A 22161-nucleotide genomic window follows, 5' to 3' on the forward strand; every position below is an offset into this window, starting at 1 on the left:
CCAACCGGCCAGGTCCGGCAGGGTCTGGCACTGTTCCTGCACACCCGCTGGCCCATGGAACTCACTCCCCGAGGTCAGCCGCAGGCTGCTCGGGCTGACCAACATGCGTCGAGCGTAGCGAGATGGAACTGACTCCCCGAGAAAAGGACAAGCTGCTGATCTTCACCGCTGCGCTGCTGGCCGAACGCCGGCGCGCCCGCGGGCTGAAGCTCAACTACCCCGAGGCGGTGGCGCTGATCAGCGCCGCGATCATGGAGGGCGCCCGCGACGGCCGCAGCGTGGCCGAGCTGATGGGCGAGGGCCAGCACGTGCTGACGCGCGCCGACGTGATGGAGGGCGTGGCCGAGATGATCCCGGAGATCCAGGTGGAGGCCAACTTCCCCGACGGCACCAAGCTGGTGACCGTGCACCAACCCATCGCCTGAGCCGCTGCGCGGCTCATCGACACAAGGCCAGCCCATGTCTCTCACCCAGTCCCTGCCTGCCGGCGCGGTGCCCGGCGAACTGCTCGTTGACGACGGCGAGCACACCCTCAACCCCGGGCGCCGCACGCTCGCCCTGGTGGTCGAGAACAGCGGCGACCGGCCGATCCAGGTCGGCTCGCATTACCACTTCGCCGAAACGAACGGCGCGCTGCGCTTCGATCGCGCCGCCGCGCAGGGCATGCGCCTGAACATCGCCAGCGGCACTGCGGTGCGCTTCGAGCCCGGCCAGCAGCGCACTGTCGAGCTGGTCGACTACGCCGGGGACCGTGCGGTCTACGGCTTCCGCGGCCTCGTTCAAGGAAAGCTCTGACATGGCAAGAATCGGAAAGCGGGCGTATGCGGAGATGTTCGGCCCCACCGTCGGCGACCGGGTGCGCCTGGCGGACACGGCGCTGGTCATCGAGGTCGAGCAGGACCTGACGCTGCGCGCGGGTGGCTATGGGGAAGAAGTCAAGTTCGGCGGTGGCAAGACCATCCGGGACGGCATGGGCCAGGGCCAGCGGCCCAACGGCCCGGGCGCGGGCGACGCGGTGGATTGCGTCATCACCAACGCGCTGATCGTCGACCACTGGGGCATCGTCAAGGCCGACATCGGCCTGCGCGGCTCGCGCATCGCCGCCATCGGCAAGGCCGGCAACCCGGACGTGATGCCGGGCGTGGACATCGTCATCGGCCCGGGCACCGAGGTCATCGCCGCCGAGGGGATGATCGTCACCGCCGGGGGCATCGACACACACATCCACTTCATCTGCCCACAGCAGATCGAGGAGGCGCTGATGTCGGGCGTCACCACGATGATCGGCGGTGGCACCGGCCCGGCCACGGGCACCTTCGCCACCACCTGCACGCCGGGGCCGGAGAACCTGGCGCGCATGCTGCAGGCGGCCGAGGCCTTCCCGATGAATCTGGGCTTCTTCGGCAAGGGCAACGCCAGCCGGCCCGAGGCGCTGCAGCAGCAGGTGGAGGCCGGCGCGATCGGCCTGAAGCTGCACGAGGACTGGGGCACCACGCCCGCGGCGATCGACTGCTGCCTGAGCGTGGCCGAGACCACCGACGTGCAGGTGGCCATCCACAGCGACACGCTCAACGAGAGCGGCTTCGTCGAGGACACCATCGCCGCCTTCAAGGGCCGCACGATCCACAGCTTCCACACCGAGGGCGCTGGCGGCGGCCACGCGCCGGACATCATGAAGGTGGTGGGCGAGGCCAACGTGCTGCCCTCCTCCACCAACCCGACGCGCCCGTACACCGTCAACACGCTGGACGAGCACCTCGACATGCTGATGGTGTGCCATCACCTGGACGCCGGCATCGCCGAGGACCTGGCCTTTGCCGAGAGCCGCATCCGCCGCGAGACCATCGCGGCCGAGGACATCCTGCATGACCTGGGCGCGATCAGCATGTTTTCGTCGGACTCGCAGGCGATGGGCCGCGTTGGCGAGGTGCTGATCCGCTGCTGGCAGACGGCGCACAAGATGAAGCTGCAGCGCGGCGGCCTGCCGGGTGACGGCGCGCGCCACGACAACGCGCGCGTCAAGCGCTACGTCGCCAAGCTGGCGATCAACCCGGCGCTGTCGCACGGCATCGCGCACGAGGTCGGCTCGATCGAGGTGGGCAAGTGGGCCGACCTGGTGTTCTGGAAGCCGGCCTTCTTCGGCGTCAAGCCGGCGCTGGTGATGAAGGGCGGCTTCATCGCCGCCGCCGCGATGGGCGACGCCAACGCCAGCATCCCGACGCCCCAACCAGTGCACTACCGGCCGATGTTCGGCAGCTACGGCCGGGCGCTGCCGCGCGGCTCGCTCACGTTCGTCAGCCAGGCGGCGCAGGCCGCCGGCCTGCCCGAGCGGCTCGGCCTGCAGCGCCCCGTCGTGGCGGTGCGCGGCTGCCGCAGCGTCAGGAAGGCCGACATGGTCCACAACGCCTACACGCCGGTGATGGACATCGACGCGCAGACCTACGAGGTGCGTGCCGACGGCCAGCTGCTCACCTGCGAGCCGGCCAGCGTGCTGCCGATGGCGCAGCGCTACTTCCTGTTCTGACCCGCATGCTCACCGTCCACAAGCTGATCCCGCAGGGCCGCGGCCTCGCGCGGGTGCTGCTGCAGCGCGCACCCAGCGTCGAGCTGGACTGGGACCTGCGGCAGAAGAGCCGCTTCGAGGCCATCGATTCCAGCGGCCGGCGCCTGGGCGTGTTCCTGCCGCGCGGCAGCCAGGTGCGCGGCGGCGATGTGCTGGTGGCCGAGGATGGCTCGTTGGTTCTGGTGCGCGCCGCCCCGCAGCCGGTGCTGGTGGTGCGCGCCTGCGTCGAGCACGGCACGCCCTTCGACCTGCTGCGCGCCGCCTACCACCTGGGCAACCGCCACGTGCCTCTGGAACTGCAACCCGACCACCTGAAACTGGAGCCTGACCACGTGCTGGCCGAGATGCTGCGCAGCCAGCACCTGGTTGTCAGCGAAGCAGCCGAGGCCTTCGAGCCGGAGGGCGGCGCCTACGGTGGCGGGCATGGGCACACGCACGGCCGTGACCATGACCATGGACATGGCCACGCGCATCCTCCTCACGCCCACGGGCATTGACCGCCGATGACGCCAACGACCTCGCTGAGCGCCGCCTCGCTGATCCGCCTGCTCTGGCTGGCCTCGCCCGCGTTGCCGGTGGGCAGCTTCAGCTACTCCGAGGGGCTGGAGGCGGCGGTGGACAGCGGCCGTGTCCACGACGAGGCCAGCGCCACCGCCTGGCTGCTGGACCAGCAGGCGCTGGTGCTCGCGCGCGCCGAACTGCCCCTGCTGGCCGCCGCTGTGCGGGCCTGGCGGGGCGGCGCAGACGGTGCGGATGGAGCGGATGGAGCGGACAGCGAGGGCATCGAGGCGCTCAACGACTGGGTGGTCCACACCCGCGACGGTGCCGAGGCGCGCCAGCAGACGCTGCAGATGGGCCGCTCGCTGACCGACTGGCTGCGCCAGCGTGAGGCCGACGCCGACCTGCAGCGGCTGGCCGCGCTGCAGCCCGCCCCCACCTGGCCGATTGCTTTTGCCCTGGCGGCCGCACGCAGCGGCGCCCCCCTGCGTGAGGCGCTGATCGCCTTCGGCTTCGGCTGGGCCGAGAACATGGTGCAGGCCGCGGTGAAAACCGTCCCGCTGGGCCAGAGCGCCGGCCAGCGGCTGCTCGGCCAGCTCGCCGACGCCCTGCCCGGCTGGGTGGAACAGGCCTTGCTGAACGATCCCGCAAGGCGCCAGAACTTCGCGCCGGTGCTGGCCATCCTGGCCGCGCGGCACGAGGCGCAGTACTCGCGCCTGTTCCGGTCCTGAACCCGCCCGCAGGAGCGCCGCATGGACATCCGCCTCGATGACCTGAGCCACCCCGCCGTGCAGGCCCTGCTGGGCGAGCACCTCGCTGGCATGTTCGAGCTGTCGCCGCCGGAGAGCGTGCACGCGCTCGACCTCGACCGCCTGCGCGCACCGGACATCACCTTCTGGACCGCCTGGGAGGGCAACGCGCTGCTCGGCTGCGGCGCGCTCAAGCAGCTCGATGCCCACCACGGCGAGCTCAAGTCCATGCGCACCGCCCGCCCCCACCTGCGCCGCGGCGTGGGCGCGGCGCTGCTGGCGCACATCCTCGACGCAGCGCGCCAGCGTGGCCTGGACCGGCTGAGCCTGGAAACCGGCAGCGTGCCCGGTTTCGACCCGGCGCGCCGCCTCTACGCCCGCTTCGGCTTTGCCGAGTGCGGCCCCTTTGCCGACTACGCAGAAGACCCCTTCAGCGTCTTCATGACCCGCACCCTCTGAAGCCCTGCGCATGACCTCCGCCCTGCACGCCATCCCCCACCGCACCAAGACGCTCCCGCCGCTGCGCGTGGGCGTGGGCGGCCCCGTCGGTTCCGGCAAGACCACCCTGGTCGAGATGCTCTGCAAGACCATGCGCGAGCGCTGGGACCTGGTCGTGGTCACCAACGACATCTACACCAAGGAGGATCAGCGCCTGCTCACCGTGGCCGGCGCGCTGGCGCCCGAGCGGATCATGGGCGTGGAGACCGGCGGCTGCCCGCACACCGCGATCCGCGAGGACGCCTCGATCAACCTGGAGGCGGTGGACCGCATGCTGGAGAAGTTCCCGGACGCGGACATCGTCTTCATCGAGTCCGGCGGCGACAACCTGGCCGCCACCTTCAGCCCCGAGCTGAGTGACCTGACGATCTACGTGATCGACGTGGCCGCGGGCGAGAAGATCCCGCGCAAGGGCGGGCCGGGCATCACGAAGAGCGACCTCTTCGTGATCAACAAGACCGACCTCGCGCCCCACGTGGGCGCCGATCTGGCGGTGATGGAGGCCGACACGCGCCGCATGCGGCCGGACCACACCGGGCGCCGCCCCTACGTGATGACCAACCTGAAGACGCGCGCAGGCCTGGCCGAGGTGGTGCGCTTCATCGAGGCGCGCGGCCTGCTCACCGCACCCGTCTGAGGCCCCGGGCGCATGGGCTGGCACGCCGCACTGCGGCTGGATTACACCTGCGACGCAGAGTGCACCCGCGCCCGTTCGGCGCATACCGGCCCGCTGCGGGTGCTCAAGGCGCTGTACCCGGAGGGCGAGGCCATCTGCCACCACGTGCTGGTGCACCCACCCGCAGGGCTGGTGGGCGGCGACCGACTGGAGGTGGAGGCCCGCCTGGGCGCCGGCAGCCACGCGCTGCTGACCACGCCCGGCGCCACCCGCTGGTACCGCAGCCAGGGCGACGAGGCCACCCAGCAGGTGCGCCTGCACCTGGGCGAAGGCGCCCGACTGGAGTGGCTGCCGCTGGAGACGCTGGCCTACGACGGTGCGCGCGCCGTCAACGACTTGCAGGTGACCCTGGCGAGCGGCGCCGCGATGATCGGCTGGGACCTGCTCGCGCTGGGCCTGCCGGCCGCCGACGCGCCGTTTGCGACCGGCCACTTCGACCAGCGCATCGCCATCGACGGCCTCTGGCTGGAGCAGGCCCGCATCGACGCCAGCGACCGGTTGTTGCTCGATTCGCCCCTGGGCCTGGCCGGCCAGCGCACCCTCGCCACCGCCTGGCTGGCCTGGGGCAGCGACCCGGCCGAAGCGCGCGTCACCCAGGCCATCGAGGGCGCACGCGCGCTGATCGAGCCCGGCGGCGCCTTTGAAGGGACATTCGCCGGGGTCACCCGCGCCCAGCCGCGCCTGATCGTGCTGCGCGCCCTGGCCGGGCGCACCGAGCCGCTGTTCCACCTGCTGCGTGCGGTGCGCGCTGCCTGGCGCTCGGCCGCCTGGGACCTGCCGGCCGCCGAGCCGCGCGTCTGGCGCACCTGAGAACGAACCCGACAGGCCCGTTCAAGCCCCCGCGCGCCAGCGGGCGATCGTCCAGGCCAGCAGGATCAGCGCGATCACCACCGTCAGCCAGCCCAGCATCACCCGCCGCCACAGCGCCGGCGCCTGGCGCAGCTCCATGAAGTCGAGGATGACCAGCACGCCCTTGAGCAGCGACAGCCCGAACATCAGCCCCACCGACACGGCGCCCGCGCTGCTCGCCAGGCCGCTCTCGCCGAGCCAGAAGGTGATGGCCGTGGCCACCATCAGCGCCAGCCAGATGCGGTCGACCGGGTTCTTCAACAACGACATCGCCCTGTTCCCCCTGCCTCACTTCATGACGTAGACCAGCGGGAACAGCACGATCCACAGCAGGTCGACCATGTGCCAGAACGCCGCGCCGGTTTCCGGCACATGGGTGCGCCCGGGCCCGTAGGCACCGCGGCGGGTATGGAACCACAGCACCGCGATGAACACCACGCCCACCAGCACATGCAGGAAGTGGAAGCCCGTCAGCAGGATGTAGAACATGTAGAAGGTGTTGGTGGTCAGGCCCACGCCCGCCTCGAACTTGTCGGCGTACTCAACCCCCTTCAAGGCCAGGAAGGCGACCCCGCAGGCCAGGGCGAACAGCCACCAGCGCCCCGCACGGGCCGGCGCCGCGCCGGCGCGCAGCGCCTGCACCGCCCGCGCCACGCCGGCACTGCCGCTGACCAGCAGCATGGTGTTGACCGCGCCGAAGCGCAGGTCCAGCGTCGCCTGCGACTGCGCGAACACCTGCGGCTCCCAGACGCGCGCAAAGGCAAAGCTGGCAAACAGCAGCGCGAAGGTGGCCAGCTCGATCAGGATCACCAGCCAGACGGCCAGGTCACCATGCAGACGGGGCGCACTGTCGGCGGGCATGAGGGCGGCGGGCGTGAGGGCGGCGGGCGTGAGGGCGGCGGGGACCGTTTGCTCCATGCGACGAGTGTCCCGCGGCGGCGCTATCCACACCCCGAAGCCCCTGCAAGCCGCAGGCCGAAGTGCGAACTTGCGACATGATGCAGCGCAAGGCCCCACTCAAGATGGGCCCTGGGAGCCTCCCGCCGCCGCACAACCCGTCTTCAGCCCTTGATCAGCCACCCCCGGCACACTGCCGCCGTGCCCGCCCCCGTCCCCCTGAAGCACCGACCCCGGGGCCACCCCTGGCTGGGCCACGCCGTTGCGCTGCTGTGGCTGACCTGGTTGTGCCCGGCTGCGGCACAACAGGAAGCGGCAGGACAGGCGACTGAGCCAGCAACGGCAACAGCGGCCGCGGGGGCGGCACCGCTGCCGTCCTGGGTTGAACTGGAGACCACCGGCGTGCGCATCGGGCGGATCCAGGTCCGGAACCAGGACATCTTCGACCCCACCAACCCGCGTGAGCGCAATTGGCTGTTCAACCTGGCGAACACCCTGCACATCCGCACCCGCGCCCACGTGGTCGAGCGGGCGCTGCTGTTCAAGCCGGGCGAGGTCGTGTCCGCCCGGCTGATCGAGGAAAGCGAGCGCCTGCTGCGCTCCAGCCAGTACTTCTACGATGCAGAGTTCCGGCCCCTGGCGGTGCGCGACGGCGAGGTGGACATCCTGGTGGTCACCCGCGACACCTGGTCGCTGGACGTCGGCGCCAGTGCCGGGCGCAGCGGCGGCGCCAACTCCAGCGGGCTGCACCTGAAGGACTACAACGTCTTCGGCACCGGCACCACGCTGGGCATCAGCCGGACCACCAACGTCGACCGCTCCGGCACCGAGATCCAGTTCTCCAACGAGCGCGCCTTCGGCACCTGGGCGTCCGTGGACCTGCGCCACGCCACCAACAGCGACGGCCGCCGCGACGCCGCCTCGATTGCCCGGCCCTTCTACGCGCTCGACACCCGCTGGGCCACGGGCCTGTCCGCGGTGCGTGACGACCGCATCGACGCCCAGTACGACGGCGGGCGCATCGTCAGCCAGTACCGCCACCGCACCCGGCAGGGCGAGGTCTTCGGTGGCTGGTCCGACGGCTGGGTGCAGGGCTGGGTGCTGCGCACCAGCGTCGGGCTGACCTACCAGCGCGACGCCTACGAGAGCGCCGACGGCCTGCTCGCGCCGCAGGGCCTGCCTGCCGACCAGAAGGTCGTGGCGCCCTTCCTGCGCTGGCAGTGGATCGAGGACGCCTACAGCCGCCAAGTCAACCGCAACCTGATCGGCCGCCCGGAGTTCTTCGCGCTCGGGCAGACCGCCACGCTGCAGCTGGGCTGGGCCTCGGAGCGCTTCGGCTCCACGCGCAACGCCCTGCTCTACTCGGGCCGCATCGCCGACGGCTTCGAGCCGGCGCCCCGGCAGACGCTGATGGCCTCGGCCTCGCTGGACGGCGAAGCCTCCTCGGCGGGCCTGCAGCGCCAGCACCTGCGGCTGCAGGCCCAGTACTACCTGCCACGCAGCACACACCGCCTGTTCTACGCCTCGGCAGCCTACGACCAGCTGACCCGTCCGGACGGCACCGACACCCTCCAGCTGGGCGGCGACAACGGCCTGCGCGGCTACCCGCTGCGCTACCAGAACGGCCACCGGCGCGCGCTCTTCACCGTGGAGGAGCGCTTCTACACCGACCTGTACCTCTGGGAGCTGTTCCGCTTCGGTGGAGCCGCCTTCCTGGACGTCGGGCGCGCCTGGGGTGGCGCCGATGCCGGCGCCTCCACCTCGTCCAGCTCATCGAGCACCGGCTGGCTCGGCAACCTCGGCGCCGGCCTGCGCATCGTCAGCACCCGCACCGCCTTCAGCAACGTGCTGCACGTGGACCTGGCCTTCCCCGTCAACGCCGGCCCGGACGTGAAGAAGGTGCAATTCCTGATCAAGTCGCGGGCGAGTTTCTGACGCGGGAGCGTCGGAACTCGCCCGCTGGTCAGGCCGTCAGGCCACCGTGCGCAACTCGCCGCTGCCCTGCAGATTGCTCACACACCGCCCGCAGATCGTCGGGTGCGCGGTATCGGCGCCCACGTCATCGCGGTAGTGCCAGCAGCGCTCGCACTTGACCGCGGTGGAGGGCGACACCGTGACCTTCAGCTCGTCGCCGTCCACCACGGTCACCGCGGAGGTGATGGTGACGAACTTGAGGTCGTCGCCCAGGCTGCGCAGCAGTGCGGCGTCGTCGGCGCCGGCGGTGATGGTCAGCGTGGCCTGCAGGGACGCGCCCACCGCACCGGTGCCGCGCAACGCCTCGATCTCCTTGTTGGCCGTGTCGCGGATCGCGCGGATGCGCGCCCACTTGGCCAGCAGGGCCTCGTTGGGGGTGGCGAAGGGCCAGTAGGTCTCGGTGAAGATCGAGCCGCTGGACTTCTCACGTGCAAAGGTGGCCCAGGCCTCCTCGGCGGTGAAGCTGAGGAAGGGCGCCATCCAGCGCAGCATGGCGTGCGTGATCTGCCACAGCGCGGTCTGGGCGCTGCGGCGCGCCAGGCTCTTGGGGGCAGTCGTGTAGAGGCGGTCCTTGAGCACGTCGAGGTAGAAGGCGCCGAGGTCTTCCGAGCAGTAGACCTGCAGCCTGCTCACCACCGGGTGGAACTCGTAGGCGTCGAAGTGCTTCAGGATCTCGGCCTGCAGCTCGGCGGCTCGTGCCAGGGCGTAACGGTCGATCTCCAGCAGCTGTGTGGCGGGCACCGCGTCGGTGTCAGGGTTGAAGTCCGAGGTGTTGGCCAGCAGGAAGCGCAGGGTGTTGCGGATGCGGCGGTAGGCGTCGATCACGCGGGCGAGGATCTTGTCGTCGCCGGCGATGTCGCCGGAGTAGTCGCTCGCGGCCACCCACAGGCGGATGATCTCGGCGCCGAGCTTCTTGGAGACGTCCTGCGGGTCGATGCCGTTGCCCAGGCTCTTGCTCATCTTGCGACCCTGGCTGTCCACGGTGAAGCCGTGGGTCAGCAGGCCCTTGTAGGGTGCGCGGCCGTACAGCGCGCAGCCCAGCAGCAGCGAGGAGTGGAACCAGCCGCGGTGCTGGTCGTGGCCTTCGAGGTAGAGGTCGGCCTCCGGGCCCTGGGCGTGGAAGGCGCCGTTGGGGTAGGCATGGGCGTGGCTGCCGCGCAGCACGTGCTGGAAGGTCGAGCCGGAGTCGAACCAGACTTCCAGGATGTCGCTGCTCTTGGTGTAGTGCGGGGCGTCCGCGCTGCCCAGGATCTCTTCGACCGTCACGCGGCTCCAGGCCTCGATGCCGCCTTGCTGCACGATGTCGGCGGCCTGGTCGAGGATCTCCATCGTGCGTGGATGCAGCTCGCCCGAATCCTTGTGCAGGAAGAAGGGCAGCGGCACGCCCCAGGAGCGCTGGCGCGAGATGCACCAGTCGGGCCGGTTGGCGATCATGTCGCGCAGGCGGGCCTGGCCGTTCTCGGGGTAGAAGCCGGTGTGGTCGATGGCGGCCAGTGCCATCTGGCGCAGCGTCTGCGGTGCCTTGTCCTTGGTGAAGACGCCCTCGCCCTCGTCCATGCGCACGAACCACTGCGCCGCGGCGCGGTAGATCACCGGCGTCTTGTGGCGCCAGCAGTGCGGGTAGCTGTGGGTGATCGCCTGGGTAGCCATCAGGCGGCCGTGCGCGCGCAGCGTCTCGATGATGACCGGGCAGGCCTTCCAGATGTGCTGGCCGCCGAAGAGCGGCAGCTCGGCGGCGTAGACGCCGTTGCCCAGCACCGGGTTGAGGATCTGGTCGTACTTCAGGCCGTGGGCGACGCAGGAATTGAAGTCGTCCACGCCATAGGCGGGCGCCGAGTGCACGACGCCGGTGCCGTCGGCATCGCTGACGTAGTCGGCCAGGTAGAGCGGTGACAGGCGCCTGTAGCTGTACTCGTTGCCGCTGTCAGGCAAGTCGTACAGCGGATGGCGGAAGACCTGGCCGCGCAGGGCCTCGCCCTTGGCGGTGGCCAGCACGTGGCCTTCCAGGCCGAATCGCTCCAGGCACTTCTCGACCAGGCTGGCGCCCAGCAGCAGCACGCCCTTGGGCGTGTCGACCAGTGCGTACTCCAGCTCGGGGTGGGCGTTGAGCGCCTGGTTGGCGGGGAGGGTCCAGGCGGTGGTGGTCCAGATGATGGCGAAGGCGGTCTTGCCCGCCGGCAGCGCGTCCAGGCCGAAGGCCTTGGCCAGGCCGGCCGCATCGTTCGACTCGAAGGCCACGTCCAGCGTGTCGCTCTTCTTGTCGGCGTATTCGATCTCGAACTCGGCCAGCGAGGAGCCGCAGTCGAAGCACCAGCAGACGGGCTTCAAGCCGCGGTAGACGAAGCCGCGCTCGATCACGCGCTTGAAGGCGCGGATCTGGCCGGCCTCGTTGGCCGGGTCCATCGTGCGGTAGGGGCGCTCCCAGTCGCCCAGCACGCCCAGGCGCTTGAAGTCGCCGCGTTGCAGCTCGATCTGCTCGGTGGCGTAGGCGCGGCTTTTCGCCTGCATCTCGTCGCGGCTCAGGTTGCGGCCGTGCTTCTTCTCGATCGCGTTCTCGATCGGCAGGCCGTGGCAATCCCAGCCGGGGATGTACTGCGCGTCGAAGCCGGCGAGCTGGCGGCTCTTGACGATCATGTCCTTGAGGACCTTGTTGACCGCGTGGCCCATGTGGATCTGGCCGTTGGCGTAGGGCGGGCCGTCGTGCAGTACGAACAGCGGCGCGCCCTTGCGCGCCTCGCGCAGGCGCATGTAGAGGCCGCCGTCGTTCCAGTCCTTCACCCAGCCCGGCTCGCGCTTGGGCAGGTCGCCGCGCATCGGAAAGGGGGTGTCGGGCATGTTCAGGGTGCCGCGGTACTTGCTGTCGGCGCTGGCGTCGGCGTCACGCTTGGGGGAGGTCTTGTCGTTCATGAGGGCTTCGCAGCACAGAGGCTGCGCTCATCGCGGGGTACGCGGAAATCGGGGCGCCCGGGGCGGCGCAGGGTCGGCCATCCGGGGGCGAGGAGTGGGCACGGGCGGGCGGTGAGCGGGGCGCGCAAGGGCAGCGCGCCGCCGGCTGACCGGTCAGCCGGGTCAGCGAATTCGGTCGCGGGTGGTCTGGCGCCGTGTCGCGTTGGGGCAGGCCGCGCCACCGCACGCGCGCAGGCGGTGGGGGTGCAGGGTCGGCGCAGGCGGCAGCATGGTGTGCAGATTCTAACGAGGCAGACCGTGCGCCTCGATCTCGACCAGCAGGTCGGCGCGGCAGACATCGGCCTGCACGAAGATCGCCCCGCGCAGCGCCGGGCTGTCGGCGCCGAGGGCGGCGGCCAGGTCCTCGCGCACCGCGTCCAGGTCCGCGGGGTGGCGCAGGTAGACGACCAGCTCCAGTTGCTCGGCTGCGAAGCAGCGCCCGGCACGCTGCGACGCCACCTCGCAGACCGTGCGCAGGTTGGTGACGGTCTCGCGCGTCTGCGCCCGCACGTCGCCGAGGTGCACCGTCTCGTGGCCGACGATGCTGGCGGTGCCCGAGATGAACAGGCCCGTGCGACCGCTGCCCAGGTCGGCCAGTGCGGCGCGCGAGAAGGTGGGCGCCGACGGCCCGTAGCGGCTGGGGTAGCGGTAGGCGCTGACCTGGCGCGGGTTCTCGACCGGCGTGACCGGCTGGCGCCCGGCCAGGAAGTACAGGGTGAGCCCGCTGCAACCAGAGGCCCCGGGCCCATCCGCCCCATCGGCCGGCCCCGGGCAGCCCAGCGCACAGGCCGCGGGTGCGCCGTCGAAGGCGCTGCGCCCGGCCTGCTGGAAGGCCGCCTGGCGCCCCAGGTTGAAGCGGCGGTAGCGCTCCAGCCCGGCCTGCTCCTGGTTGATGCGCGGCAGGTAGTTCCACAGCCGCAGCAGCTGGGGCGTGCCGGCCTGGGCCAGCGCCGCAAACAGCCGGGTGTAGGCCGCGTGCGACAGCGCCTCCAGATCGTTGCCTGCGCTGGCGGCGGATTCGGGCAGCTGCAGGCGGCCGAAGGTCCACTCGCTGTCGCTGCGCCAGCCCAGGCCCTGGCCGTCGTCGAACGCCTCGATCGCCGCTGGCGGCGCTCCGGTGGTCCACCAATGGTCCTGCGGGCCGGCGGCGTCCGCGCCACTGGCGAGCAGGCGCAGCGGTGGTTCGTAGTCGCAATGCCCCAGCACCACGGCCCCCTCGCCGGGGGCCTGGAAACCCGCCGCGCCCCGGCCGACGTGCAGCACGCGCCGCGGCTCAGCCACCCGACGCTCCGGTCCCCTCGACCGCCTCGGTGGCCTCGACCTGCACCGGCACCCGGGCGGCCAGCGCGCACATCAGCTCGTAGGCGATGGTGCCCGCCGCGCGAGCCACCTCGTCGATCGGCAGCAGGCTGCCTGGAGTGCCATGGGGGCCGCGGCCCCAGAGCGTCACCTCGCTGCCGATGCCCGCCGCCGGCACCGGCGTGAGGTCCACCGCCAGCATGTCCATCGACACGCGGCCGACGGTGCGGGTGCGGTTGCCATCGACCAGCACCGGCGTGCCCGGGCCGTCATGCCCGCCGGGGGCATGGCGCGGGTAGCCGTCGGCGTAGCCGCAGGCGACGATGCCGATGCGCATCGGCCGCGGCGCGCGGTAGGCGCTGCCGTAACCCACCGAGTCGCCGGTCTGCAGGTCCTGCGTGGCGATGAGGCGCGACTTCAGCGTCATGGCCGGGCGCAGCCGCCAATGCGCGGCATCGTGCTCGGGGAAGTCGGGTGCGCTGCCGTAGGTGAGGATGCCCGCGCGCACCCAGTCGGCACGCACGTCGAGCCGCTCGCCGTGGCGCAGGATGGCCGCGCTGTTGCTCAGGCTGCGCTCGCCGGGCAGGTCCTGCGTGGCCTCGACAAAGGCGCGCAGCTGGTAGGCGATGCCGTCCTCGCCGTCGCGGGTGGCGTCGGCATCGGAGAAGTGCGTGACCAGCGAGATCTCGTCGACCTGCGGCAGCGCGTTCAGCCGTGCCCAGGCGCTGCGCAGCGCCGGACCGCGAAAGCCCAGGCGGTTCATGCCGCTGTTCATCTTCAGGAAGACGCGGTGCGGCTGGTGCGTCTTGTGGGCTGCCAGCCAGGCGATCTGTTCGTCGCAGTGCACCACGTGCCAGAGGTTCAGCCGCGAGCACAGCTCCAGGTCGCGCGGCTCGAAAGCGCCTTCTAGCAGCAGCACCGGGCCACGCCAGCCCAGCGCGCGCACACGCTCGGCCTCGGCCAGGTCGAGCAGCGCCAGTCCGTCGGCGCCGAGCAGGCCGGGCCAGACGCGCTCGATGCCGTGCCCATAGGCATTGGCCTTGATGACCGCCCACAGGCGCGCGTCCGGCGCATGGCGGCGGGCCTCGGCGAGGTTGTGGGCAATGGCTTCGGGATGGATCTGGGCGACGATGGGCCGGGGCATGCGGGGATTGTGCCAGCGGGTATTCCTGGGGCCGGCGGGGCCGGGGCACCTGCGGGGGCGTGCTATAACCCCGCCGCGTTCAAAGACCGCAGGTAGGTGCGTGCCCACCGCCGGATTTCCGGGGGATCGCGCGGGCATCGCGATGCGCGGTCTGGCGGCCCCCACCCGCGCCGGATGAAAAAAGGCTTTCACACCATCATGTCAGCGCAGTTCTTCAGCTCGCTGGCAGACAACGCGTTGTTTGTCGCGGCGGTCGAACTGCTTCGCGCCTCGGGCGCCGGGGAGTGGCAGCGCGCCGCGCTGGTCCCCATGTTCGCGCTGTTCTACGTGATCCTGGCACCGTTCGTGGGGGCCTTCGCCGACGCCATTCCAAAGGGCCGGGTGATGTTCATCTCGAACAGCATCAAGGTGGTCGGTTGCCTGATGATGCTGTTCGGATCGCACCCGTTGCTGTCCTACGCAGTGGTCGGGCTCGGCGCCGCAGCCTACTCGCCAGCCAAGTACGGCATCCTCACCGAGCTGTTACCCCCGTCCCAGCTGGTCAAAGCCAATGGCTGGATCGAGGGGCTGACGATCGCCTCGATCATCATGGGCGTGCTGCTGGGCGGCCAGTTGGTGGGCATCCACATCGCACCGATCCTGCTGGGCTTCGACCTGCCGCTGATCGACACGAGCGTCGACACCCCGGCCGAGGCGGCGGTGACGGCGCTGATCATTCCGTACATCATTGCCGCGCTGTTCAACCTGCGCATCCCTCGCACCGACACCGAGCTGGAGCCCATGCCGTCGCAGCCGATGGTGCTGGTGCGCGACTTTGCCGACTGCAACGCCCGGCTGTGGAACGACAAGCTCGGCCAGATTTCCCTGGCCACCACCACGCTGTTCTGGGGCGTGGGCGGCAACCTGCGCTACATCGTGCTGGCCTGGGCCGCCGCGGCGCTGAACTACGGCGTCACGCAGGCCACCTCGCTGGTCGGTGTGGTGACCATCGGCACGGCGGTGGGCGCAGTGGTCGCGTCGGCGGCGATGAAGCTGGACAAGGCACCCAAGACCATCCCGCTGGGCATCGGCATGGGCCTGCTGCTGGTGGGCATGGTCTTCATCGACAACGTCTGGGTGGCCGCGCCCTTCCTGATCCTGCTGGGTGGCTTTGGCGGCTTCCTGGTCGTGCCGATGAATGCGCTGCTCCAGCACCGGGGCCATAACCTGATGGGCGCCGGCCGCTCGATCGCGGTGCAGAACTTCAACGAGCAGGCCTGCATCCTGGCGCTGGGCGCGTTCTATTCCGGTCTGACCAAGGTGGGCATGTCCGCATTCGGTGCGATCACCATCTTCGGCCTGCTGGTCGCGGCGACGATGTGGGCCATCGGCCACTGGCACCGCCGCAACTGCATCCGCCACCGCGAGGAGGTTGAGCGCCTGCTGGCGATCGCGCGCTGCGACGGGCACTGAGCGTGAGCGCTGCACACCTGCAGGCGCAGCCTCGCCTGCTGGCCGTCGTCGCCCTGCTGCTCAACGCGACCACCTGGGGACTGTCGTGGTGGCCGTTTCGCCACCTGCATGGGCAGGGCCTGCACCCGCTGTGGGTCACCTGCCTGGTCTACATGGTCTCGGCACTGGCCATCACGCTCTGGCGGCCGGCGGCCTGGCGGCAGCTGGCCGGCTCGCCAGCGCTGTGGGTCATCGTGCTGGCCTCGGGCGGCACCAATGCCGCCTTCAACTGGGCGGTGACGGTCGGCGAGGTCACCCGCGTGGTGCTGCTGTTCTACCTGACGCCGCTGTGGACGGTGCTGCTGGCCTGGGGCCTGCTGGGCGAGCGGCCCACGCGCGCGGTACTCGGCCGCCTGGCGCTGGCACTGGGCGGCGCGGTGTTGGTCATCACGGCCGGCTCCAGCGGATCGGGCGGGAGCAGCAGCAGCAGCGCCTCTCCGGCCGGGCTCGGCCACATGGCCGACGCCCTGGGCGTGCTCGGCGGGCTGTGCTTTGCGCTGAACAACGTGATGCTGCGCCGCGAAGCCGCCCAGCCCGAGGAGGCCCGCGCGCTGGCCATGTTCGCGGGCGGTGCGCTGGTGGCGGGGCTCGTGGCGGTGCTGTGCTCGGCACGCATCGGCGTGTTCGGCCTGGCCGGCATCGGCTGGCCCGCCGGGGATGTGGGCCAGTGGTGGCTGCCCACCCTGGCGCTCGCGCTGGCCTTCCTGGTCGCCAACCTGGCGCTGCAGTACGGGGCGGCACGCCTGCCGGCCAATGTGGCTGCGGTGGTGATGCCCACCGAGGTGCCCATCGCGACGCTAACGGCCATGTGGCTGGGCGGCGAGGCGGTGCAGCCGGCGGTCTGGCTGGGCGGGGCACTGATCCTGGGCGCCACGCTGCTGGCGGCCTTTGGCGAGCGGCGCTGAGCGCTTCACCGCCCAGGAGGCCCACCGCGGCGGGTCAGACCGGCAGCGGCGCCGTCGGCTCGAACACGCGCTCGAAGGTCGGGTCGTGCCGCGCCAGCACACGCAGCAGGTCATCCTCGTCCAGCGGCGCGGCCAGGTAGGCATCGCAGCCGGCGAAGGTGGCGCGGATGCGGTCGATCGCGCCATGGCGGTGCGCCAGCGCCACCACCACCGGCGCAACGCCGTTGAGCATCGGGCGGCGCTTGATGCGCCGGCAGGCCAGGAAGCTGTCCAGCCCGTCCTGCCCCAGGCCGAGGAAGACGAAGCCGAAGGTCTTCATCTCGCAGGACTCCACCGCCGCCTCGGCGTTCGGCGCCAGCCCCACGCGGTAGCCGTAGCGCGTCAGCAGGTCACGCAGCAGGCGGCGCTCGGCCGGGCTGGCGCTGACCACCAGCACCTCGTCCAGGCGCATCTCGCCCTCCACCAGCACCGAGTTGCTGAAGCCCGAGCTGCCACGGAAATCCTGCACCACCTCCAGCGCGTCCGCCGCGGCCTGGCGCGCACGTCCGCTCGGGCGATGTGGCCGGGCCGCCGCGGCCCCGCCGCCCGTTGCGCCAGACAGGCCCTGCACACCGGCCGGGCGCCGCACGCGCTGCGCGGCCAGTGCGTCGAGCGCCCGCTTGATCTGCAGCGCATCCACCGGCCGCGCCAGGTGGGCACCAGCACTCACCGGCGCCGACGGGCCGCCGACGAACACCGCATCGCGCACCCGCCCGGCCCGGCCCACCGCGTAGATCGCCGCCGGCTGGTCGGCATCGGCCACGACGAGATCACACAGCGCCACCGCGGCCATGTCGTAGACCACCTGCATCCCCGGCGAGCACAGCCGGAAGAAGCTTTCGAGCGTGCTGCGCTCGAAGGCACTGAATCCGACGATGGCAACCCGTGGCACGGTGGTCATGGGGGTGGTTTCCTGGCTGGAGGCATTGCCCGGATTCTTCATTTCTGTAACGAGACGAGTCAAGGCGATGAGACCCCCCGATGCGGTGCTGTTCCCCCGCTTCGGTGGCACGGATCCGGGCGTCCCGGCCTCGGTGGCGCCGGTCGTCCCACGCCACGCGCACAACGTCACGGAAGGTCACGCAACGCCACGCCGTCGCCTGTCGCACGACCTGCCCGCCCCACTCAGCGGTCGCGGCTTGTTCAATTCGGGGCGCCGGACCCTGCGGCGGGATAATTCACGCCTTCCGCCCAAGACCGTTCCCCCCTTCCACCCCTGCGCCCGACTTCCGGCCGCGACCTGGAGCCCCACGATGTTCGAACATGTCGAGCCCTATGCCGGCGACCCGATCCTGACCCTCAACGAGAACTTCCAGAAGGATCCCCGGCCGGGCAAGATCAACCTGTCCATCGGCATCTACTTCGACGACGCCGGCCGCCTGCCGGTGATGGAGGCAGTGCGCACGGCCGAGACCGCCATGCTGGGCAGCATCGGCGCCAAGCCCTACCAGCCGATGGTCGGTGCCGCCAACTACCGCGAGCAGGTCCAGGCGCTGCTGTTCGGCGCCGGTCACCCGCTGCTGGCCGCTGGCCGCGTGGCGACCATCCAGACGCTGGGCGGCTCCGGCGGCCTGAAGGTGGGCGGCGACTTCCTCAAGCGCTGGTTCCCACAATCGCAGGTCTGGGTCAGTGACCCCACCTGGGACAACCACCGCGCGATGTTCGAGGGTGCCGGGTTCACCGTGAACACCTACCCCTATTACGACGCGGCCACCGGCGGCCTGCGCTTCGACGCCATGCTCGACGCGCTGCGCGGCCTGCCCAAGCGCAGCATCGTGCTGCTGCACGCCTGCTGCCACAACCCCACCGGCGTGGACCTGACCCGCGCGCAGTGGTCGACGCTGATCCCGGTGCTGGCCGAGCGCGAGCTGCTGCCCTACGTGGACATCGCCTACCAGGGCTTCGGTGACGGGGTGGAGGAAGACGCCTTCGCGATCCGCGCCATCGCCGACGCCGGCCTGCCCTGCTTCATCGCCAACAGCTTTTCGAAGAGCTTCTCGCTGTACGGCGAGCGCGTCGGCGGCCTGAGCGTGATCTGCCCCAGCGCCGCCGAGACCCAGCTGGTGCTCGGCCAGCTGCAGGTGGCCGTGCGCAAGAACTACTCCAGCCCGCCGACCCACGGCGGCCAGATCGTTGCGCGGGTGCTCGGCACGCCCGAGCTGCGCGCCAACTGGGACGCCGAGCTCGGCGGCATGCGCAGCCGCATCAAGACCATGCGCCAGCGCCTGCACGACGTGCTGGTGGCCAAGCTGCCCGGGCGTGACTTCAGCTACTTCCTCACCCAGCGCGGCATGTTCAGCTACACCGGCCTGAGCGCCGCCCAGGTGGATGTGCTGCGCGAGCAGCACGGCGTCTACCTGGTGCGCTCAGGGCGCATGTGCGTGGCGGGGCTGAACTCGTCGAACGTGGACGCCACGGCGCAGGCGATGGCAAAGGTGCTGGCGGGTTGAACTGAGCAGCGGCTGCGGGCGGCGCATCGAGCACTTCGCCAGTCGCCCCTGACAATCTGCTGCATCGGCCCGCATCGCTTCGGCAGTCTGCCCACTGCCTTTTGAGACGGACCCGCCAGAGACTCCTTCCATCGACAAACTCAACGATGGAAGGAGACAGTCCATGGTCCGCCCCACCAGCCGCCCCACCCGCCACCTCGGCACCGACGATGTCGTCGACTGGATCCGCCGCGTCGGACTCGGCCGCTGCATCGCGCAGGTGGCCGAACGCATCGAGTTCGACTTCCTGCGCTGGCCCGACTTCGACAAGAGCGCCCGGGTGGCCTGCCATTCCAGCGACGGCGTGATCGAGCTGATGCCGATCGCCGATGCCGAGCGTTTCGCCTTCAAGTACGTCAACGGCCACCCGGTCAACACCCGTGCGGGGCTGCCGACGGTGATGGCCTTCGGCGTGCTGGCCGACGTGGCCACCGGCGTGCCAAGGTTGATCAGCGAGCTGACGCTGGTCACCGCGATCCGCACCGCGGCCATGTCGGCCGTGGCCGCCCGGGCGCTGGCACGGCCGGGCAGCCGCACGATGGCGCTGATCGGCAATGGTGCGCAAAGCGAGTTCCAGGCGCTGGCGATGCGGGACACGCTGGATATCCGCGCCCTGCGCCTGTTCGACGTCGACCCCGCCGCCACCGCCAAGCTGGCGGCCAACCTGGCCGGCCAGGGGCTGGCGATCACCGTCTGCCGCAGCACCGCCGAGGCGCTGCGCGGCGCCGACATCGTCACCACCGTCACCGCCGACAAGCAGCGCGCCACCATCGTGACGCCGCAGATGCTGGAGCCCGGCATGCACCTGAACGCCGTGGGCGGGGACTGCCCGGGCAAGACCGAGCTGCATCCGCAGGTGCTGCAGCGCAGCCGGGTGTTCGTCGAGTACGAGCCGCAGACCCGCATCGAGGGCGACCTGCAGCAGATGCCAGCCGACTTCCCGGTCACAGAACTGTGGAGGGTACTGGCGGGCTCGGCCACCGGGCGGCGCAGCGCCGACGAGGTGACGGTGTTCGATTCGGTGGGTTTTGCGCTGGAGGATTTCAGCGCACTGACCGTTCTGCACGAAGCCGCGCAGCGGTTGGGCCTGGGCCGGGAGATCGACCTGGTGGCAACGCCCACCGACCCAAAGAATCTGTTCGGACTGCTGCATCGCGAACCCGCCGCCCACATGATCGCGACCCAAGCGCTGACCTCGGCCACGGCCTGAACGCCAGTCGGGCCGGCCCTCAGAGAAACGACGTCAGCAGGATGCTGGTTTCGGTGTTGGCGATGCCCTTGATCAGCCGCACACGTTCCAGCACGCGCGACAGCTCGGCCATGTTCTCGGCGCGCAGTTCGGCCATCAGATCCCAACGGCCGTTGGTGTCGTGCAGGCCGCACACACCGGGCTCACCCAGCAGGGCAGCGACCACCGCGCGGGTCTGGTTGCCTTCCACCAGCACGCCCATCCAGGCACGGATCCAGGTGGGCTCGTCCTCGGGTCGCACTTGCAGGGTGTAGCCGGCGATCACGCCCTCGTCCTCCAGCCGCCGCATGCGATTGGTGACGGTGCCTCTCGACACACCGAGCTTGCTGGCCAGCGCCTGCACGCTCAGGCGGGCGTCGCGGCGCAGCAGCGTCAGCAGTTCGCGGTCGGTGTCATCGAGTTTCATGTCGGGGGCCGGCCCGCTCAGGCGGGCCTCGGCTCCATCAGTATCGCGCGGCTGCCCCCTGAAACGCTCAGGCCCAGCGCGCCGGCAACTGCGCCAGCACGTCCCAGCCAGCAGCACGTTCGATCACCTCACCGGCGGCCAGGAGGCGGTCCTCGCGGAACTTGTTGGCCACCAGCTGCACACCGGTCGGCAGGCCCTCGGAACGACCGGTGGGTATCGACAGCCCCGGCAGGCCGAGCACCGCGGTTGACAGCAACGGCGACTGGGCCAGCAGGATCTGCTGCACCCGCTCGGGGCTGTGCTGGTCGTCGTCGATCGGCAGTTGGCGCTCCCAGGAGTTGGGCATCAGCAGCACCGGGTAGCGCTCCAGGAACACCGCCCAGTCGCGCGCGATGTTGAAGCGCCGCGCCAGCGCCTCCAGCACCTGGTCGCGACCCCAGTCCGGCGTCACCGCCAGGTACAGCTCCAGCGCGCGGCGCAGCGCGTCATCGCCGTGCTCGCGCATGAAGGCGGCGCCACCGCGGCGCATGTCGTTCATCACCAGCGCGAACTGCATCGCCGACACCTCGGCAAAGTGCGGCGGCTCGGCCTCCTCCACCGTGTAGCCGGCGGCCTCCAGCCAGCGCGCGGCCTGCTCGCAGGCTTCGACGACGCTGCGATCGACGGGCGAGCCCTGCCAGCCGGTGAACAGCGCCACCCGTCCGGGCCGGGCGGCGTCGGGCTGCTCGAGCGGCGCGGGCACCCACTGCGGGTCCAGCGGCGTGCCCTGCGCCATCACCTGCAGCGCCAGGCGGGCGTCGCGCACGCTGCGCGTCAGCGGGCCCTGCACCGACATCAGCTGGTTGGTGACGATGCGGTTCGGCGCACTGGCCTTGTAGGAAGGGACGCGACCCACCGAGGTCCGCAGGCCCACCACGCCGCAGGCCCAGGCCGGGTAACGGATGGAGCCGCCGTAGTCGTTGCCATGCGCGATCGCGCCCAGGCCGGTGGCCACCGCCGCTGCAGCGCCACCGCTGGAGCCGCCGGGCGTGACCCGCGCATCGAAAGGGTTGTGCGTGCGGCCGTGGAAGCTGTTGTCGGTGAACCAGCGCAGCGAGAAGGCCGGCGCGTTGTTGCGGCCCACGATGATCGCCCCGGCCTCGCGCAGCGAGCGCACCAGCGGCGAGTCCTCGGCGGCCACGTTGTCCTTCAACGCGGCCACGCCGTCGGTGGTCGGTTGCCCGGCCACGTCGACGTTGACCTTGATCGTCACCGGCACGCCGTGCAGCGGGCCGAGCGACTCGCCGCGGGCCTGGGCGGCGTCGGCGGCATCGGCGGCGGCGTGGGCCTCATCCGCCAGCACGGTGGCCAGTGCGTTGAGCTGAGGGTTGACCGCCTCGATGCGCGCCAGCACGCTGTCGGTGGCCTCGCGGGCGCTGATCTGGCGGTCGCGGATCGCGCCGGCGAGTTCGGCGGCGCCGAGGCGCCAGGGTTCGGTGTTCATGCGGTT

Annotated in this window: 21 protein-coding genes; 13 read left to right on the plus strand and 8 right to left on the minus strand. The window is 70.9% G+C overall.

Features of this window, described 5'->3' with window-relative positions; translation table 11 throughout:
- Positions 1-122: 122 nt before the first annotated feature.
- The 8 genes from ureA to NGK70_RS20460 are packed head-to-tail and all read left to right on the plus strand — an operon-like array spanning position 123 to position 5794.
- Complete coding sequence (gene ureA, locus NGK70_RS20425) at positions 123-425, plus strand: urease subunit gamma (protein WP_251970313.1); 303 nt, start codon at positions 123-125, stop codon at positions 423-425.
- Between the two features lie 34 nt (positions 426-459).
- Positions 460-795: an urease subunit beta gene (locus tag NGK70_RS20430; protein WP_251970314.1), complete on the plus strand. Its 336-nt coding sequence runs from the start codon at positions 460-462 to the stop codon at positions 793-795.
- A gap of 1 nt (position 796) precedes the next feature.
- Entirely contained in the window at positions 797-2524 is a 1728-nt protein-coding gene (ureC, locus tag NGK70_RS20435; RefSeq protein WP_251970315.1) for an urease subunit alpha, read from the plus strand.
- Between the two features lie 5 nt (positions 2525-2529).
- Positions 2530-3060 (plus strand): urease accessory protein UreE, encoded by a 531-nt coding sequence (gene ureE / locus NGK70_RS20440; RefSeq protein WP_251970316.1) that lies wholly within the window; start codon positions 2530-2532, stop codon positions 3058-3060.
- A gap of 6 nt (positions 3061-3066) precedes the next feature.
- Positions 3067-3792 carry an urease accessory protein UreF gene (locus NGK70_RS20445; RefSeq protein WP_251970317.1) on the plus strand — a complete coding sequence of 242 codons (726 nt, stop codon included), beginning with the start codon at positions 3067-3069 and terminating at the stop codon, positions 3790-3792.
- A gap of 21 nt (positions 3793-3813) precedes the next feature.
- Positions 3814-4269, plus strand: coding sequence for a GNAT family N-acetyltransferase (locus tag NGK70_RS20450; RefSeq protein WP_251970318.1), 456 nt, complete (start codon positions 3814-3816; stop codon positions 4267-4269).
- 10 nt (positions 4270-4279) lie between these two features.
- Positions 4280-4945 carry an urease accessory protein UreG gene (ureG, locus tag NGK70_RS20455; RefSeq protein WP_251970319.1) on the plus strand — a complete coding sequence of 222 codons (666 nt, stop codon included), beginning with the start codon at positions 4280-4282 and terminating at the stop codon, positions 4943-4945.
- 12 nt (positions 4946-4957) lie between these two features.
- Positions 4958-5794, plus strand: coding sequence for an urease accessory protein UreD (locus tag NGK70_RS20460; protein ID WP_251970320.1), 837 nt, complete (start codon positions 4958-4960; stop codon positions 5792-5794).
- A gap of 21 nt (positions 5795-5815) precedes the next feature.
- Here NGK70_RS20460 and NGK70_RS20465 read toward each other — a convergent pair whose 3' ends face one another.
- Both NGK70_RS20465 and NGK70_RS20470 read right to left on the minus strand, forming a co-directional pair.
- Complete coding sequence (locus tag NGK70_RS20465; protein ID WP_251970321.1) at positions 5816-6103, minus strand: cytochrome C oxidase subunit IV family protein; 288 nt, start codon at positions 6101-6103, stop codon at positions 5816-5818.
- An 18-nt stretch (positions 6104-6121) separates the two neighbouring features.
- Positions 6122-6751, minus strand: coding sequence for a cytochrome c oxidase subunit 3 (locus NGK70_RS20470; protein ID WP_251970322.1), 630 nt, complete (start codon positions 6749-6751; stop codon positions 6122-6124).
- 180 nt (positions 6752-6931) lie between these two features.
- On the opposite strand from NGK70_RS20470, the gene NGK70_RS20475 reads away from it, so the two are divergent.
- A complete protein-coding gene (locus NGK70_RS20475; protein ID WP_251970323.1) occupies positions 6932-8665 on the plus strand; it encodes a BamA/TamA family outer membrane protein in 1734 nt (577 codons plus the stop codon).
- A gap of 36 nt (positions 8666-8701) precedes the next feature.
- Here NGK70_RS20475 and ileS read toward each other — a convergent pair whose 3' ends face one another.
- The 3 genes from ileS to alr form a co-directional block, all read right to left on the minus strand.
- Positions 8702-11611 (minus strand): isoleucine--tRNA ligase, encoded by a 2910-nt coding sequence (ileS, locus tag NGK70_RS20480; RefSeq protein ID WP_251970324.1) that lies wholly within the window; start codon positions 11609-11611, stop codon positions 8702-8704.
- 282 nt (positions 11612-11893) lie between these two features.
- Positions 11894-12931: a chorismate transformation FkbO/Hyg5 family protein gene (locus NGK70_RS20485; RefSeq protein WP_251970325.1), complete on the minus strand. Its 1038-nt coding sequence runs from the start codon at positions 12929-12931 to the stop codon at positions 11894-11896.
- Positions 12924-14093, minus strand: a complete 1170-nt coding sequence (gene alr, locus NGK70_RS20490) for an alanine racemase (protein WP_251970326.1) — start codon at positions 14091-14093, stop codon at positions 12924-12926. The genes NGK70_RS20485 and alr overlap by 8 nt, the downstream gene beginning before the upstream one ends.
- A 174-nt stretch (positions 14094-14267) precedes the next feature.
- On the opposite strand from alr, the gene lplT reads away from it, so the two are divergent.
- Both lplT and NGK70_RS20500 read left to right on the plus strand, forming a co-directional pair.
- The gene (gene lplT, locus NGK70_RS20495) at positions 14268-15545 is read left to right on the plus strand and encodes a lysophospholipid transporter LplT (RefSeq protein ID WP_251970327.1); all 1278 of its coding nucleotides are present in this window, start codon (positions 14268-14270) and stop codon (positions 15543-15545) included.
- Between the two features lie 2 nt (positions 15546-15547).
- Positions 15548-16489 carry a DMT family transporter gene (locus NGK70_RS20500; protein WP_251970328.1) on the plus strand — a complete coding sequence of 314 codons (942 nt, stop codon included), beginning with the start codon at positions 15548-15550 and terminating at the stop codon, positions 16487-16489.
- Positions 16490-16523: 34 nt separating this feature from the next.
- Here the strand turns inward: NGK70_RS20500 and NGK70_RS20505 are convergent, their stop codons facing one another.
- On the minus strand, positions 16524-17429 hold the full coding sequence (locus NGK70_RS20505; protein WP_251970329.1) for a response regulator: 906 nt from the start codon (positions 17427-17429) through the stop codon (positions 16524-16526).
- Between the two features lie 352 nt (positions 17430-17781).
- On the opposite strand from NGK70_RS20505, the gene NGK70_RS20510 reads away from it, so the two are divergent.
- Both NGK70_RS20510 and NGK70_RS20515 read left to right on the plus strand, forming a co-directional pair.
- Positions 17782-18978 (plus strand): amino acid aminotransferase, encoded by a 1197-nt coding sequence (locus tag NGK70_RS20510; protein WP_251970330.1) that lies wholly within the window; start codon positions 17782-17784, stop codon positions 18976-18978.
- Positions 18979-19141: 163 nt separating this feature from the next.
- Complete coding sequence (locus tag NGK70_RS20515) at positions 19142-20227, plus strand: ornithine cyclodeaminase (RefSeq protein WP_251970331.1); 1086 nt, start codon at positions 19142-19144, stop codon at positions 20225-20227.
- Positions 20228-20246: 19 nt separating this feature from the next.
- On the opposite strand, the gene NGK70_RS20520 is transcribed toward NGK70_RS20515, so the two are convergent.
- On the minus strand, positions 20247-20672 hold the full coding sequence (locus NGK70_RS20520) for an Lrp/AsnC family transcriptional regulator (RefSeq protein WP_251970332.1): 426 nt from the start codon (positions 20670-20672) through the stop codon (positions 20247-20249).
- A 67-nt stretch (positions 20673-20739) separates the two neighbouring features.
- Positions 20740-22155 carry an amidase gene (locus tag NGK70_RS20525; RefSeq protein ID WP_251970333.1) on the minus strand — a complete coding sequence of 472 codons (1416 nt, stop codon included), beginning with the start codon at positions 22153-22155 and terminating at the stop codon, positions 20740-20742.
- Positions 22156-22161: the final 6 nt, after the last annotated feature.

The sequence above is a fragment of the Sphaerotilus microaerophilus genome, from assembly GCF_023734135.1.
GTDB classification, from domain to species: Bacteria; Pseudomonadota; Gammaproteobacteria; order Burkholderiales; family Burkholderiaceae_C; genus Sphaerotilus; species Sphaerotilus microaerophilus.